This window comes from Streptomyces sp. NPDC048290 (genome assembly GCF_040652095.1).
Classification (GTDB): Bacteria; Actinomycetota; Actinomycetes; order Streptomycetales; family Streptomycetaceae; genus Streptomyces.
In genome coordinates this window covers 20,483-35,806 of the sequence record NZ_JBEZLM010000040.1, presented here as the reverse complement: position 1 = coordinate 35,806, position 15,324 = coordinate 20,483, and the positions used below count along the sequence as shown (strand labels likewise).

At 72.9% G+C, this 15,324-nt stretch carries 13 protein-coding genes; 6 read left to right on the top strand and 7 right to left on the bottom strand.

What is annotated here, in order from left to right:
- Positions 1–24: 24 nt before the first annotated feature.
- Positions 25–660, top strand: coding sequence for a hypothetical protein (locus tag AB0D49_RS39595; protein ID WP_362768346.1), 636 nt, complete (start codon positions 25–27; stop codon positions 658–660).
- A 184-nt stretch (positions 661–844) separates the two neighbouring features.
- On the opposite strand, the gene AB0D49_RS39590 is transcribed toward AB0D49_RS39595, so the two are convergent.
- Positions 845–1,255, bottom strand: a complete 411-nt coding sequence (locus AB0D49_RS39590; protein ID WP_362768343.1) for a VOC family protein — start codon at positions 1,253–1,255, stop codon at positions 845–847.
- A 9-nt stretch (positions 1,256–1,264) separates the two neighbouring features.
- Complete coding sequence (locus AB0D49_RS39585) at positions 1,265–1,660, bottom strand: helix-turn-helix transcriptional regulator (RefSeq protein WP_362768398.1); 396 nt, start codon at positions 1,658–1,660, stop codon at positions 1,265–1,267.
- Positions 1,661–1,982: 322 nt separating this feature from the next.
- On the opposite strand from AB0D49_RS39585, the gene AB0D49_RS39580 reads away from it, so the two are divergent.
- Positions 1,983–2,651: a GntR family transcriptional regulator gene (locus AB0D49_RS39580; RefSeq protein WP_362768341.1), complete on the top strand. Its 669-nt coding sequence runs from the start codon at positions 1,983–1,985 to the stop codon at positions 2,649–2,651.
- A gap of 79 nt (positions 2,652–2,730) precedes the next feature.
- Here the strand turns inward: AB0D49_RS39580 and AB0D49_RS39575 are convergent, their stop codons facing one another.
- Together AB0D49_RS39575 and AB0D49_RS39570 are read right to left on the bottom strand one after the other, a co-directional pair.
- Positions 2,731–3,522 (bottom strand): carbon-nitrogen hydrolase family protein, encoded by a 792-nt coding sequence (locus AB0D49_RS39575; RefSeq protein ID WP_362768338.1) that lies wholly within the window; start codon positions 3,520–3,522, stop codon positions 2,731–2,733.
- Positions 3,523–3,578: 56 nt separating this feature from the next.
- The gene (locus tag AB0D49_RS39570) at positions 3,579–4,940 is read right to left on the bottom strand and encodes an MFS transporter (protein ID WP_362768335.1); all 1,362 of its coding nucleotides are present in this window, start codon (positions 4,938–4,940) and stop codon (positions 3,579–3,581) included.
- Between the two features lie 164 nt (positions 4,941–5,104).
- On the opposite strand from AB0D49_RS39570, the gene AB0D49_RS39565 reads away from it, so the two are divergent.
- Positions 5,105–5,791, top strand: coding sequence for a DUF2848 domain-containing protein (locus AB0D49_RS39565; protein ID WP_362768332.1), 687 nt, complete (start codon positions 5,105–5,107; stop codon positions 5,789–5,791).
- Between the two features lie 197 nt (positions 5,792–5,988).
- Here the strand turns inward: AB0D49_RS39565 and AB0D49_RS39560 are convergent, their stop codons facing one another.
- Positions 5,989–6,825 carry an aldo/keto reductase gene (locus AB0D49_RS39560; RefSeq protein WP_362768329.1) on the bottom strand — a complete coding sequence of 279 codons (837 nt, stop codon included), beginning with the start codon at positions 6,823–6,825 and terminating at the stop codon, positions 5,989–5,991.
- A 724-nt stretch (positions 6,826–7,549) separates the two neighbouring features.
- Here AB0D49_RS39560 and AB0D49_RS39555 point away from each other — a divergent pair.
- From AB0D49_RS39555 to AB0D49_RS39545, 3 genes are all read left to right on the top strand, one after another.
- Positions 7,550–9,559 (top strand): hypothetical protein, encoded by a 2,010-nt coding sequence (locus AB0D49_RS39555; RefSeq protein ID WP_362768326.1) that lies wholly within the window; start codon positions 7,550–7,552, stop codon positions 9,557–9,559.
- 165 nt (positions 9,560–9,724) lie between these two features.
- Positions 9,725–10,768 carry an L-glyceraldehyde 3-phosphate reductase gene (gene mgrA / locus AB0D49_RS39550; protein ID WP_362768395.1) on the top strand — a complete coding sequence of 348 codons (1,044 nt, stop codon included), beginning with the start codon at positions 9,725–9,727 and terminating at the stop codon, positions 10,766–10,768.
- An 18-nt stretch (positions 10,769–10,786) separates the two neighbouring features.
- Positions 10,787–11,257, top strand: coding sequence for a hypothetical protein (locus AB0D49_RS39545; RefSeq protein ID WP_362768323.1), 471 nt, complete (start codon positions 10,787–10,789; stop codon positions 11,255–11,257).
- Between the two features lie 83 nt (positions 11,258–11,340).
- On the opposite strand, the gene AB0D49_RS39540 is transcribed toward AB0D49_RS39545, so the two are convergent.
- Both AB0D49_RS39540 and AB0D49_RS39535 read right to left on the bottom strand, forming a co-directional pair.
- On the bottom strand, positions 11,341–14,163 hold the full coding sequence (locus tag AB0D49_RS39540; RefSeq protein ID WP_362768320.1) for a hypothetical protein: 2,823 nt from the start codon (positions 14,161–14,163) through the stop codon (positions 11,341–11,343).
- Positions 14,160–15,308, bottom strand: a complete 1,149-nt coding sequence (locus tag AB0D49_RS39535; RefSeq protein WP_362768317.1) for an AAA family ATPase — start codon at positions 15,306–15,308, stop codon at positions 14,160–14,162. Before AB0D49_RS39535 ends, AB0D49_RS39540 begins: the two co-directional genes overlap by 4 nt.
- Between the last annotated feature and the right edge of the window lie 16 nt (positions 15,309–15,324).

Sequence of the window (15,324 nt, the reverse complement as noted above, 5' to 3'; positions counted from 1 at the left end):
GGCACAGTGAGTTCGGAGAGTCACATGCAGGGGTTCGACACCGCGCTTCCGGCTTCCGACGACGAGGGGGAGGCATGGCTCGCCCACGCGGGCGCGCTGGACGCGGCCGGTGATCCCCGGGGAGCGGCTATCCGGCTGGAGCACTCCGATGCGGACGCGGCGGGGTTGACCGCGGCGTACGGGGAGGTGGAGCGGTACGTCGGACTCGACGCGCTGCGCGATGACGGCTCCTGGCGGTTCACCTGGAGGCGTGGCTTCATCGAGGAGGCGTCCTTCGCGCTGGCGGAGGAGACCCGGCCGAGGCGTCGGGCACTGGCGGAACGGCTGCTGGCGGATCTGCCCCACGCCGGGGCGCTCGATCCGGCCGACCCCGAACAGTGGGAGGCCGCGCTGATCGACGCCCTGTTGTCCCACCCGGCCGCGCACCGGCTCGGCAAGCTGGAGCTGCGCCTCACCGACTACCACCGCTCCGCGGAACACGCCGCGCTCGCGCTGTCCCGCCGGACCTGGCCCCGGCTGGAGACCCTGTACTTCGGCCATGCCTTCGGCACACTCTTCGAACACCATGAGACATCGACGGGCGGCCGGATCGAGCCCGAGACCTACCTGCACGCGCCGGTGGTTCCCAAGGCGGACGACGATGACCCGGACGTCGTGTGAGTGATGACACCGGACCCATGCTGGTCATGGAGGCCGTGCGGGGGACCTCCGCAGCCGCCGACCTCCGTGTGTAGCTCGTCGCCGCCCCTCCCCGGTCGGGGCGGCTGTCCGCGCGTCGACCAGGCAGGCAGCGCCACGACGATCCCGACCAGCTACGGCCTCCCCGACCTCACTGCTCCGCCCGTCACTCCTTCAGCTGGGTGAACCTGATGCTGTTGCCGAACGGGTCGCGCAGGGCCGCGTCGATGCCGTACGGGCGCTTGGTCGGTTCCTCCGTGAATTCGACGCCGCGCGCTCGTAGTGACTCGTAGGTCGCCTGGCAGTCGTCCGTGCTGAAGATGAGTGAGCCGCCCGTCGCCCCCTTGGTGAGCAGTTCGCGGACCTCGCGGGCGGTCTCCCCGGACATCGCGGGGCCGCCAGGGGCCTCCAGCAGGATCTGCCGGTCGGGGTGGCCGGGGACGTTGACGGTGAGCCAGCGTATGGCGCCGAAGTCGACATCGCTGTGCACCTCGAGGCCGAGCTTGCCGACGTAGAAGTCGAGCGCCTCGTTCTGGTCGAGGACGTAGATCTGGGAGTGGGTGATCGCTGTGAACATGGCTTCACGCTAATCGGCGGACGGTGGTGGCGGCTTATCCGAAACTGCTCGGTTCGGGCGGGTCCACGCCTTGGTGAAGCAGGTCGGGACGGGATGGGCGGTCGCCTGCTTGCGGTACTCGCTCGGGGAGCGGCCCACGATCTCCCGGAACGTGCGGCTGAAGGTGCCGAAACTGGAGAAGCCGACCCGGAGGGAGATGTCCGTCGCGGTGAGGTCGCTCTCGCGGAGCAGGGACATCGCGCGTTCGATCCTGCGGCGCTGAAGGTAGCGGTGCGGGGTCTCACCGAACACGGCACGGAAGGTACGGCTGAAGTGGGCCGGTGACACATGGGCGATCCGGGCCAGCGCCGGCACGTCCAGGGGCTCGGCGTAGCGGCGGTCCATGGCGTCCCGGGCCCGCAGCATCCGGCGGTTGGTGTCCTCGGTGGGCGTGCGCACTACGTCATCTCATCACACGGGAGGGGGGAGGGCGGCTCGGGCATGACAACTCAGTTGCCATGTTGTGGTGTCGGTGCCTGCCCTGTCGTCATGGTGGAGCGCAGTGATCGGTCCCGTTCCTCCCGGCTCTCGTATGTCGACGCCTTCTCCGGCCGGTACCGGGTGATCGTCCGGGACAGCGCCCACTACCCCGACCTGGAGAACCAAGTCCGCCCACGACGTGCTGCCCGACTGGTCCCGGCCGTGGCGGCGCCGCTCCGGCGACCCCGTGGTAGCTTCCGTATACAAGATGTATGCGACGGTGGGCGACCTCATGGGGGTAGCGGTGGTGTCGGTGTCCGGGCGGCAGAAGGCATACACGTATCTCAAGGAGACCGTGCTCACGGACCCGGAGATGCAGGGCGTGTTCCTGTCGGAGCAGGAGATCGCCGACCGCATCGGCGTGTCCCGTACGCCGATCCGTGAGGCGCTGCTGATGCTGGCCGCCGAGGAACTGGTCGAGCTGGTGCCGAAGCGGGGCGCCCGGGTCGCGCCGCTGACCGGGCGTGAGATCGGCGAGCTGATGGAGCTGCGCGGGATCGTGGAGCGGTACGCGGCCCGGCAGGTGATCGCCGAACGGCGGGCGCCGGTGGCCGAGCTGCGCGCACTCCTCGACCGGCAGCGCGGACTCATGGGCCCGGAGCAGGCCCGGGAGTTCATCGCCGTCGACCATCTCTTCCACGCCTCGATGGTGGCCGCCGTCGGCAACGGGCTGCTGGAGCGGCACTACGACGGGTTGCGCAGCCGGCAGGTGCGGACCGGGGTGACCGCGCTCTTCGCCCAGCAGGGGCGTCAGGAGGCCGTCCTCGTGGAGCACCTGGCCATTCTTGAGGCGATCGCCGCGGGGGACGCGGAGGGGGCCTGCGCGGCGATCGACGCGCATCTGGCGTCCACGCTGAAGGTGTTGCTGGCGGGCTGACCCGCCCCGCCGAGCATCTGGCGTCCACACTCAAGGTGTTCCCGGCGGGCTGTCCCGGCCCCCGGCCCGCCCCCACGGCTCAGGTCCACAGATCCTTGCGGCGGTTGGACAGGACCGAGACGCGGCGGCGGGTCTGGGTGACCTCCTCCGTGTCCAGGTCCGTGACCAGCAGGTCCGGCGCCTCGGACAGGGCCGCCCGGATCGTGCCGTCGGGGCCCACCACCCGGCTGTGGCCGATGCCCGTGGGGGCCGTGCCGGGGGCGGTGCCGGGGTCGGCCTGGTCCACCGCGGCGACCCACAGCGTGGCGTCCAGCGCGCGGGCCCGCAGCAGCAGTTCCCACTGGTCGAGTTTGCCGGGGCCCGCGCCCCAGGACGCGGCCAGCAGGGTCGCCGTCGCGCCCGCGTCGGCGTGCGCCCGGAACAGTTCCGGGAAGCGGACGTCGTAGCAGGTGGCCAGGCCGAGCCGGACGCCCTCCACCTCCACCGTCACCACCCGGTCACCGGCGGCGACACTCTCCGACTCCCGGTAGCCGAAGGCGTCGTAGAGATGGATCTTGTCGTACGACGTCTCCACCGCCGGGCCGGTCGCGAGCAGGGTGTTGGTGACCCGGCCCTCGTCCGCCGGGGTGAACATCCCGGCGACGACGACCGTGCCCGTCTCGGCGGCGATGGCGCGGACGCCGTCCGCCCATGGGCCGTCGAGGGGTTCGGCGAGGGGGGCGAGCGGGGTGCCGAAGCAGGCCATCGACGCCTCCGGGAAGACCACCACCCGGGCCCCGGCGTCGGCGGCGCGGCGGGTCCAGTCCTCGATGAGCGCGAGGTTCTTCGCCGGGTCCGGTCCGGTGGTCAGCTGGCTCAGGGCGATGCGCACGGCGGCGGCTCCTTCGCGGTCGGTCGGTCGGTGCGACGGACGGTGGTCTCAGGGTCTCAGAGGGATTTCGCCGGTGCGTCGTCCGGTCGTGGTGCGGTGACGGCGAGTTGGGCGTCCTCCTCGATCGCGTGGGACGCGTCCCGGCCCAGGAGGACGCCGACCAGGGTGACGACGACCGTCAGCGCGATGTAGAGCGCCAGCGGCAGCCAGCTGTCGTACGCGCTGAGCAGCGCGGTGAACAGGAGCGGGGCGACCGCGCCGCCGATGATCCCGGCCAGGGTGTAGGCGAGGGAGGAGCCGGTGTAGCGCAGCCGGGGCGAGAACTGTTCGGCGATGAAGGCCGCCTGGGGGCCGTAGAGGAAGGAGTGGATGGCGAGGCCGACCACCACGCCCGCGGCCAGGGCGAACCAGCCCGCGTCCGCCATCGGGAAGAAGACGAACGGCCAGATACCGGCGGCGACCGCGCTGACGCCGTACAGGACACGGCGGTCGACCCGGTCGGAGACCGCGCCCGCGAGCGGGATCAGGAAGACCTGGAGGGAGGAGCCGACGAGGACCGCGGTGAGGGCGGAGCCCCGGGACATGTCGAGTTCCTCGGTGGCGTAGGTCAGGACGAACACCGTGAACATGGCGTACAGCACGTCCGGGGCGACCCGGCAGAGGATGGCGGCGGTCAGGGCGCGCGGCTGGGTGGTGAAGACCTCCCGGATCGGGGTCTCGGGGCGGGTCTGCTCCGCCTCCATCGCCTTGAAGACCGGGGTCTCCTCCAGCTTGGCGCGAATCCACAGGCCGAAGCCGACCAGGGCGCCGGAGAGCAGGAACGCCACCCGCCAGCCCCAGGACTCGAACTGCTCCTCGGTGAGGGCCACTCCGAGGGCGGCGAGCACACCGTTGGCCATCAGGTTTCCGGCGGGCGGGCCGACCTGGGCGGCGGAGGCGTAGAAGCCGCGCCGCTTGGGATCGCCGAACTCGCTGGAGAGCAGGACCGCGCCGCCCCACTCGCCGCCGACGCCGACGCCCTGGGCGAAGCGCAGCAGGACCAGGATCGCGGGGGCGGCCACGCCCATCGTGTCGTAGCTGGGGAGGACACCGATGAGGAAGGTGGCCGCGCCGATCAGGACGAGGGTGGCGATCAGTACCTTCTTGCGGCCGATGACATCGCCGAGGCGGCCGAAGACGAAGCCGCCCAGCGGGCGCGAGACATAGCCGACCGCGTAGGTCGAGAACGCGAGCAGGGTGCCGGTGAGCGGGTCCTCCGACGGGAAGAACAGATCGCCGAAGACCAGGGCGGCGGCGGCCGAGTAGACGGCGAAGTCGTACCACTCCAGGGCCGTGCCGGTGAGGCTGGCGGCGAAGGCCCGGCGGGCGCCCGAGCGCCGGGCGGCGGCGGCTTCGGCGACCTGCGGGGAGTCGTGCATGTTTCTCATCCTTGCGTCGAGGGGACATCGACCTCTGGGCATACTTCTTGTATACAGGTCGTATGCGCAACCCCCCGCGCAGGAAATTGACCGCCGGGAGACCTGACGGAAACCCGGCCCGCCCCCTTGGGCGGATGCCCGACCCGAACTCTGGGAGTACCTCCATGACCGTGCTGACCTTCGAACTGCCCGACGGAACGACCCACCAGGTCACCGTCACCCAGGTGCTCAACGCCGGGTACGCGGGGCGCAGTCAGGACGATGTCGCCGCGCATGTCGCCGAACTGGCCGAGCTGGGGGTGCCCGCGCCCTCGGTGACCCCGGCGCTCTACCCGATCTCCCCCTACCTCGCCCAGCAGACCGGGACCGTCTCCGTCCAGCACGGGCGGACCTCCGGTGAGGCCGAGTGGGCGCTGGTCGTCGCGGACGACGGGGAGCTGCTGCTGACCGCCGCGTGCGACCACACCGACCGCGAGCTGGAGGTGCACGGGGTGGCGTGGAGCAAGAACGCCGGGCCCGACGTCCTCGCCCGGCGCGCCTGGCGCCTGTCCGACGTGGCCGGGCGGATCGACGCGCTGACCCTGCGCGCCTGGGTCGGTCACGGCGGGCGGGAGACCCTGATCCAGGACGGCACCCTGGCCGAGCTGCTCACCCCCGCGTACTGGGTCGACGTCCTGCGCGGACGGGACGCGCTGGTGCCGGGGACGGTGCTGATCTCCGGCACGATCCCGATGGCCCACGGGGTGGACCAGTTCGCCGAGGGATGGCGGGTGGAGCTGGGGGATCCGGGGACGGGTGAGGTGATCGAGCTGGCGTATGTGGTGCGGCGGCTTCCTGAGCCGATCGGCTGACGCGCGGGGGTGGGGTGGGGGGTGAGGTGGGGTTGGGGGTGACGTAGGTGGGGCGGGGTGCGTCCCGGTGCCTCCTACGGGCCCCGGTCAGTCCTCCGGCCTCGGTCAGTCCGCCGACCCGCCCAGTGCTCCGCCCCCGCTCGCGCTGCGCCGACCCCGCCCAGTTCTCGACCCCCGCTCGCGCTGCGCCCCTCCGCTCAGTCCTCCTCGCGCAGCCAGTCCAGGCGGTCGCGCTGGTCGGGGGTCAGACGGAGGGCGTCGGCCGCCATGTTCTCGGCCAGGTGGTCCAGGCTCGCGGTGCCCGGGATCGGGCAGATCACCGGGGAGTGGCCGAGCAGCCAGGCCAGGGCGACCTGGGTGGGGGTGGCGTCCGCGTCCGCCGCCACGGCCGCGATCTCGGCCCGCACGCCCGCCGCGCCCCAGGCCACGGGGCGCCACGGCAGGAACGCGATCCTGGCCTTCTCACACGCCGCGAGGACGGGTTCGTGCTCCCGGTCGAGCAGGTTGTACCGGTTCTGGACGCTCGCGATGTCCGTGATCGTGCGCGCCTCGGCGAGTTGCGCGACGGTGACCTCGGAGAGGCCGATACGGGCGATCTTCCCGGCGGTGCGCAGCTCCCGCAGGGCGCCGACCTGGTCGGCGAGCGGTATCTCGGGGTCGACACGGTGGAGCTGGAGCAGCTCGATCCGTTCGGTGCGGAGTCTGCCGAGTGCCGCGTCGACCTGGGCGCGGAGTGTCTCGGGGCGGCCGTCCAGGACGCCTTCGCCCTTGGGGCGGGCCACTCCGACCTTGGTGGTCAGCAGGAGGTCGGCGGGGTAGGGGTGGAGCGCCTCGGCGAGGAGTTCCTCGTTGGCGCCCCAGCCGTAGAGATACGCGGTGTCGATGAGCGTGACGCCCAGTTCGACGGCGCGCCGGGCCACGGCGAGGGCGTTCGCCCGGTCCGGCTCGGGTGCGGCGGGCAGATGCATCGCCCCGAAGCCGAGCCGTCGTACGCGTAGGTCTCCGCCGATCTGGAACGTGGTCGTCGCCGTCATGGCCGTGTCCCCCCCTGTATCCGTGCGCACGCTAGCAGCCGGGGCGGGGGGTGGGAGGGGGTGAGCGGCGGTTCGGGGGAAGGGTTCGCGGGTGCTTCAACGGCGGTGTGCTTGCCCTTCAACGGCGTTGCGGGGAAGGGGTCTTGGCCGGGGCGGGGTCGGTCGGGGGTCCGGTCGTCCGTCCCGGGGGGCGTCCGGGCGTACGGCCAGTGATGCGTCCGGCCGTACGCCCGGTGGTGTGTCCGGACGTGCGTCCGGGCGCGCGTTCTATCGTTCGTCGGCTCGTGTGATCCGGCGCGCGCCCGCGCCACTCCGTGCGCCCCTGCCCCGTTGGGTAGCCGTGACCTTGCCGCAGTGACGGTTCTGCACAGGAACGGCCCGCCCAGGAGGCAGTCCCTTGAGCCGTCGCGCACGGTCGGGGCGCGAGCGAGTGACGGCACAGCGGGGAGCGTTTCAGGTGTGGGCGAGCGGTGACGGCGTAAGGGGCAGCGGCGCGGGAGGGGTGCCCTTCCGGGACCGGACGGGCACGGGCGCGGAGGGGTCGCCGGGGTCCGGGGGCGCCGGGCCCGGTGCGGCTGGGTCCGGGGGCGCGGGGTCGGGTGCGGCTGGGTCCGGGGGCGCGGGGTCGGGGTCGGACGCGACGGCTGTCGGACCGGGGCCGGACGCGCTGGCACCCGGACCAGGGCCGGACGCGCTGATCGGGCGGGCGCGGGAGAGCGCCGAGTTGCACCGGCTCCTGGCCCGGCACCGGCTGGTGACCGTGGCGGGCGCCGCCGGGGTCGGCAAGAGCGCGCTGGCGGCGGTTGGTGTGGCGGACATGCGCGGCGCGCCTTGGCGGCGGGTGGTCCGGCTGAGCTGGGGCGCGGGCGGGACGTGGGGTGGCGGGGCGCGGCGGAGCGGCGGCGAGCCCGCCGCGGACCGGACTCCGGCTCCGGCTCCGTACGGCGTCGGCGACGGACCGCTCCCGGTGCCGCCGGGCGCCCTCACCGCCGCCGTGCTGGACCGGCTGGGCCTGGCCGACGGCGAGATCGGCGCCGGGAACACCACGGCCGGAGCCACCACCACCGCCACCATCAGCGCCGCCCCCTCCTCCCCCTCCCCGGCCTCCCCCTCCCCCTCCCCCACCCTCCTGCTCCTCGACGGAGTCGATCCCGTCCACGGGGAGTGTGTCGGGCTGGTGCAGCGGCTGCTGATGGCCGTTCCGGCGCTGCGGGTCCTCGTCACCTCGCGGCGCCCGCTGGGGCTCGGGGACGAGCGGGTGCTGCGGGTCGGGCCGCTCGCCGTCGACTCCCCCGACGGTCTGCCCGGCGGTGGCCCCGCCGTCGCTCTCTTCGTCCGGCAGGCGCGGGCCCATGGCGCGCACACCTTCACCTCCGACGCCGAACTGCGCGACGCCGCGACGATCTGCGCGGTGCTGGACGGCAATCCGCTGGCCGTCGAACTCGCCGCCCACCAGACCGCCCGCCATCCCCCGGGCGCGCTGGCCGACCTGCTGGCCCGGGGGCAGTGCTGGCTGGACGGGCCCGATCCCGGGCGGCCGGGGAAACGTTCGCTGCGGGAGTCGATCGGTGCCGGGTACACGCTGTGCGCGCGGGCGGAGCGGACGGTGTGGGCGCGGGCCAGTGTGTTCGCGGGCGCGTTCAGCGAGGACGCGGCGGTGTTCCTGTGCGCGGGCGGCGGGGTCGCGCCGGTGCGGGTGCCGGGGTGTCTGGCGCAGTTGTCGGCGCTGGGGGTGCTGGAGCCGGTGGAGCCGCCGGGCGGGGTGCGCGGTCCGCGCTATCGCATGGGCCGGGCGGCCCGGGAGTTCGGCAGGGAACGGCTGCGTTCCCAGGGCGAGTTCGCGGTGGCCGCCGAGCGGCGGATGGCGCACTGCCGCCATGTGGCCGCGGTCGCCGCCGACCTGTGGAACTCCGGCGACCAGAGCGGCGCGGCCCGGGTCGTGCTGGACGAGGAGGCGGACGTCCGGGCGATGATCCGGCATGCCTTCGCCCAGCCCGCCCACGCGGAGGCCGCGCTGGAGACCGTCGTCCATCTGTGGTTCTGGTGGGTGGTGTACGGGCGGGCCGAGGAGGGGCGGGCGTACGCGCTGCGGCTGCTGCCGCTGTGCGCGGCGGCGGGGCCGTACGCGCTCCGGGCGCAGGTGCTGGCCGCGTGGCTGTGCGCGCCGGACGATCCGCGGACCGCGCGCGCCCTGCTGGGACGGGCCTGGCCCGCCGCCGTCGAGGCGGGTGACGACGCGCTGGTCGGCCGGATCGCGCATGTGCAGGGGGTGATGGCGCTGCGCGCGGGGGACGCCCGTGGTGCCGTCGAGCAGTTCGGGGCCGCCGCGGACCTCGTTCCGCCGTATGCGCCGGGCGGTCCGTCGCCCGCGCTGAGCCGGGCCATGGCCGCCTTGGTGCTTGCCGATCTCGATCCGCGGGCGGCGCTGCGCAGTGCCCGCCGGGCCCTGGCGACGCCCGGTGTCCGGGACGACGCGTGGGCGACGCTGGTGGCCCGCTCCACGCGGGCGCTGGTGGATCACCGGCTGGGCCGGACCTCCCGCGCCTGGCGCCGTGGCCGCCGCGCGCTGGCGGGGCTGGACGCCGGGCTGCCCGAGCCGTACGGCAGTGTGGCCCTGCGTCGGCTGCTCGGCCAGGTGGAGCAGGGGTGGCCGGGTGCCGGGTGGACGGCGGTGGCTGTGCCGCGCCGGGCGGTGTGGGGGCGGATGACGTCCGCCGGGCGCCGGAAGGGGTGAGGCGGCAGCGGTGACGGTGTCAGCGGGGGCGGCCGATTCAGAAGCCGGGTCGCTGAATACGATGACCGGGAACAGTTGGACTTCACGATCACTCGCATGCACTGTGGGTCAGTCCCCTCGATCCCGCTGGGACTCCCGCACGGCACCACCCCCGGAGACTGTCCGATGAACCATGTCGCCGACCCCGAGCGCTACGACGGCACCATGCGCTACCGCCGCACCGGCCGCTCCGGTCTCGATCTCCCCCTGCTGTCGCTGGGCTACTGGCACAACTTCGGAGACGACAAGCCCTTCGAGACCCAGCGCGAGATCGCGCTGCGCGCCTTCGACCTCGGGATCACCCATCACGACCTGGCGAACAACTACGGCCCGCCCTACGGCTCCGCCGAGATCAACTTCGGGCGGCTGATGCGGGAGGACCTCAAGCCCTACCGGGACGAGCTGGTCGTCTCCACCAAGGCCGGCTGGGACATGTGGCCCGGTCCCTACGGTCAGGGCGGCGGCTCCCGGAAGTATGTGCTCGCCTCGCTCGACCAGTCGCTGAGCCGGATGGGCCTGGACTATGTCGACATCTTCTACTCCCACCGGCTGGACGCGACCACGCCGCTGGAGGAGACGATGGGCGCGCTCGACACGGCCGTCCGCCAGGGCAAGGCGCTCTACGTCGGCATCTCCTCCTACGACGCCGAGCGCACCCGTGAGGCCGTGGCGATCCTGCGCGACCTGGGGACGCCGCTGCTGATCCACCAGCCGTCGTACAACATGCTGAACCGCTGGATCGAGCACGACGGTCTGCTCGATGTGGCGCAGGAGGAGGGCTTCGGGATCATCGGCTTCACCGCGCTGGCCCAGGGCCTGCTGACCGGCCGCTATCTGAACGGGGTGCCCGGTGACTCCCGGGCCGCCCAGGACAAGTCCTTCGACGCCGACTGGCTGACCGAGGACATGCTCGGCCGGCTGCGGGCGCTGAACGACCTCGCGGCGCGGCGCGGACAGACCCTGGCGCAGCTGGCGCTGGCCTGGGCGCTGCGGGACAAGCGGGTGACCTCGCTGGTCATCGGCGCGTCCCGGGTGGAGCAGCTGGAACAGAACGTGGCCGCGCTGGAGAACCTGGACTTCAGCGCCGAGGAACTCGCCGAGATCGACACATACGCGACGGACGGCGGGGTCGACCTGTGGCGGGACGCCCGGCTGGGCAATCTGGGCTGACGTCGTAGGAGCCGGTACATGGGATACACCCTGCACGCGGTGATCGCCTCCGAGGCGGTCCTGAGCGACGCCGTACGGGGGCTGCCCGCGGCGCGGCTGGCGTCGATCGGGCAGGGGCTGTCGCTGATGCCGATGACGGACGCCCTCTTCGACTCCGTCGCGGACGGCGGCGGGGTGGGCGCCCTGGGATTCTGGCGGCTGTCGGAAGGGTTCGCGCGGATGCTGGCCCACTGGTCCGCCGCCGGGCCGGTGGCCTATGCGGAGGCCGAGTTCTTCGGCGGCGTGGGCGAGCAGTCGGCCGCCGTCTGGGACCGGGGCGCGCTGGTGCTGGGCCCTCTCCGGATCCGGGAGGGCGAGGCGTGTCCGGCGCCCGGGAGCCCGGTCTCGCAGGCGCTGCGGCGGCTGGGTGCGGTGGCCGGTGCCGGGGAGGACGAATTCTCGGCGGTGGGGTTGGACCGGCATCGGCACACTGGGGACTGGATCGGCTGAGGGTGAGCCCGGGTTCGTGGTCCGGGTTCCGGCGGGGCGCCAGGTGGGTGTTGTGCCCACTCGGCGCCCCGCCGGTCCTGCGGTCATGGTCTCCCGGCCAGTAGCGCCGTCACCGCCCCGGTTGTCTGCGGATGGTGGGTGAGGAGCTTCGCGCCCCCGGTGGACGGGGGCTCGGGGAGGGGCCAAGGGGTGTCGCAGCCCAGTAGGGCCGCCAGGGCGTCGCAGGTTGCCGGGTGGGCGGGGAGCAGTGCGGCTCCGGTGGGCGTGGCCGCGGGGCGGCGGGCCCTGGTGCGGGTGCGGTCGGTCCGCCAGGGCGGGACCCAGCTGTCCAGGGCCGTCAGCCGCCCGGGGAAGACCCGTCCGGCCTCCTTGATCAGCAGGGGGGCGAACTCGGCGCCGTCCGCGCGCAGGGTGGTGATCAGGGTGGGCAGCCAGGGCAGCAGCACCGGGTCGGGCAGCCGGGCGAAGGCGTGGGACACCGCTTCCACGACGAAGTCGGTCAGCGCCGGGACCGGCTCCAGGGCGTGCAGGAAGCCGCTGAGGTAGCGCGGGTAGGACGGCACGGTCAGCGGGTTGGCGAGCAGGGCGTCGACCCGGGTCCGCAGTTCCTCGCGGGTGAGTGTGCCCACATGGGTCCGCGCGGACCAGAGCAGCGCCGTCTTGGGCGGGTCCTCGGGGTGGGACTGGGCGACGGCCAGCTCGAGCTGGGTCCGGTCGCAGCCCAGCGACAGGGCGAGGCCCTCCATGCTGAACAGGAACCCCAGCATCGCCCCGACCTGCCGGACACCCGCCTCCTCGTCGGTGAACGCGGTCGGCAGCAGGGTGCAGTAGTGCGCGTAGCCCGCGGTGACGAACGACTCGATCCAGGCGGGGAGGGCCGGTTCGCTGGTGCGGTAGTACGCCAGCAGCCGGCGGACCCTGCGCAGTACCTCCGGTGCCCCGTCGACGCCGCGTTCGGTGGCGAGGACCGCCAGGGCGCGGTTGCCGAGTTCGTCGGCGAGGCGGCGGCTGCGCAGCAGTCGGGTCGCGTCCTCGACGGTCTCCAGGACGGTCGCCGCGGTGGCCCGGGGGTCGTAGGCGCGGCGGCGCAGTCGCTGCTCCAGGACCTGTTCGAGGCTGACGCCCTCGTAGCCGAGTTCGATCAGGGCGCGTTGGTGGGTGCCGAGGGCGAGGTCCCAGGACTCCTGGATGGGTTCGTCGCCGAGGCGGCGCTCGCCCATGATGGGGCGGGCCGCGCCCTGCGGCAGCAGATGGCGCAGCATCCACAGCACATCGGAGCAGGCCCGCAGCGCGGGCTCCCCGGCGATGTCGAGCAGGGCCCGTTTGACGCCGCGTTGCTGGAGGGGGAGTCCGAGGGGGGCCAGCCGGTCGTGGACATCCCGGGCGAGCGGCGGCAGCGACTCGTAGCCGACCTGGCCGATCCGGTCGCCGCCCATCATGATCTCCACGATCCGGCGCACATCGCGCCGGCCGGGCACGCTGTCCTTCTCGATGCAGGTGACGGCGGCGTCCTGGAAGTCGTACGGCGTCGGGCGGGCGCGGTCGCGCATCCCGGCGAGGAGGATCGACGTCTCGAAGACGGCGATGGCGTCGGCGGTGGAGGCGAGGTAGCCGTTGCGGCGGGCCGCGCGGACGATGTCCACGGACCAGCCGAGGAGTTCGGCCTCGTCGAGCGGGTCGAGGACGGGCGGGCGGTGCAGGAAGCCGGTGAGCCGGTCGGCGGCGGGGGTCTGCTGGGCCGGGGGCGGCTGCCGGGTGGCCTTGGCGGGTTTCCTGGTGCCGGTCTGGCCGGTCAGCCGGAAGGGGGTGACGCGGGTACGGCGGAGGTTCTTTGTCCAGACCGTCGCGGCGATGGACACCGAGCCGCCCGCGAGGCCGAACTGTGCCTCGATGGCCGCGTGGCTGGACGGGATCAGTCCGTACTGCCAGGTCGTGGCGGTGCGCGGGCTGATCTCGAAGCGGTCCGTGCCGTGCACGCCGAACTCCTCGACCCGGCTGGCCGCGTGGAAGGCGCCGCAGACATAGAGACAGTCGGCGGGGTCGGTGCCGGTCGCGGCGAGGTGCTCGCGCATCCTCGTCCACATATAGCGCTCGCGGTCCTCGTCGACCCGGACGCGGTGCGGGTCGCCGGGCGCGAGGCGCCGGAAGAGGCTGCCGATGAGCAGCATGACCTGGCGGTAGGTGTCGTGGTCGCTGTCGCCGAGGGGCAGTTCGACGTACTGGTGCCACCACTCGGACCAGTGCCGGACCCGGCCGTGCCGCAGCAGGTGCTCCTCCAGTTCGGCGAAGCGGGGGCGCAGGTCGCCGATCTCCACGCCGACGGCGTCGCCGTGCAGCGCGGCCTCCTCCGCCGGTTCCGGGGCGTCGGGATCGGCGGGGGTCTCGGAGGTCTCGTCGCGGCGGTCCCACTGGAAGACATGGTCCGCGGACCGGTCGACCAGGACGAGTTCCACGCCCGGGGTGTCCAGGGCGTAGGCGATGGCCTGGTACTCGGCGGACGCCTCGGTGATCGGGGCGACCACCGACAGCGGCGACCAGTCGGCGGGGAACCCGTCGACGTCACTGGCGAACGCCTGGACGGCGACCGGGAGCTTGCAGTTGCGCAGTTCGGTCAGGAGCGGGGCCATGTCCTCGCACAGCTCCAGATAGACCACCTTGGGCTGCTTCTCGCGCAGTCTGCGGGCCATGGCGACGGCGGAGGCGGGCGAGTGGTGGCAGACCGGGAAGATCTCCAGCGGTTCCCGGACAGCGCGGTCGACGTCGTCGACGATGCCGAGGAGGATGCCCTCCAGCGCGCCGGGGCCGTCGGCGAAGGCGGTGGCGGCGTCCTGGAGCTGGCCGCGCAGGGCGGTGAAGGGGCCGCCGTCGCCCTGCTGACGGGCGGGCACGGGGGTGGGGGCGCTCACGACAGGGTCGCGATGGCGTCGCGTCCGCCTTCGAGGAACTCCGGCCAGGAGCCGCCCTCGTCCTTGCTGCGCGGCTCGACGACCCCGTGCAGATACTTGTTGAGGATGGCGAGGTCCTCCGGTGCGCGGCGGGCCAGCGAGCCGACGAGGGAGGAGGCCAGGGTGTGCGCGGTCAGGGCGCGCTCGCCGAAGAAGTTGCTGTGCAGGATGGCGTCCTCCAGGACGCCGATCTGCTCGGCGGTGGACAGCGCGGACTCCAGCTTCTCGTCGTCGCTGCCCGCCGCGGCGGCGGAGGCCCGCAGATCGGCGAAGCTCTGGAGCAGCACGTCCAGCAGGGTCGGCGGCACGTCCAGCGCTATGTGGTGGCGGCGCAGCAGTTCCTCGGTGCGGAAGCGGACGATCTCCGCCTCCGCCTTCTTGTTGGTGACGACGGGGATACGGACGAAGTTGAAGCGGCGCTTGAGCGCGGACGACAGGTCGTTGACGCCCCGGTCGCGGCTGTTGGCGGTGGCGATGATGGAGAAGCCGGGCTTGGCGAAGACGATGTTGTCGGCGCCCTCGCCGCCATCCCCGGAGTCACCCGCGGTGCCGCCGAGTTCGGGTACGGAGATGTACTTCTCGGAGAGGATCGAGATCAGCGCGTCCTGGACATCGCTGGTGGAGCGGGTCAGCTCCTCGAAACGGCCGATGGCGCCGCTCTCCATCGCGGTCATGATGGGCGAGGGGATCATCGACTGCCGTGACTGGCCCTTGGCGATGACCATGGACACGTTCCAGGAGTACTTGATGTGGTCCTCGGTGGTGCCCGCCGTGCCCTGCACCACCAGGGTGGAGTTGCGGGAGATCGCGGCGGACAGCAGCTCCGCCAGCCAGCTCTTGCCGGTGCCGGGGTCGCCGATGAGCAGCAGTCCCCGGTCGGAGGCCAGGGTGACGATGGAGCGCTCGACGAAGCTGCGGTCGCCGAACCACTTCTGGGAGATCTCACGGTCGAGACCGTCGGCACGCTCGGAGCCGAGGATGAACAGCCGGACCATCTTCGGCGACAGCCGCCAGGAGAACGGCTTGGGGCCGTCGTCGACGGACTCCAGCCAGTCCAGCTCCTCGGCGTACTTCAGCTCGGCGGGGGCGCGCAACAGGTCGGACATGTCATGCCTTTCTATG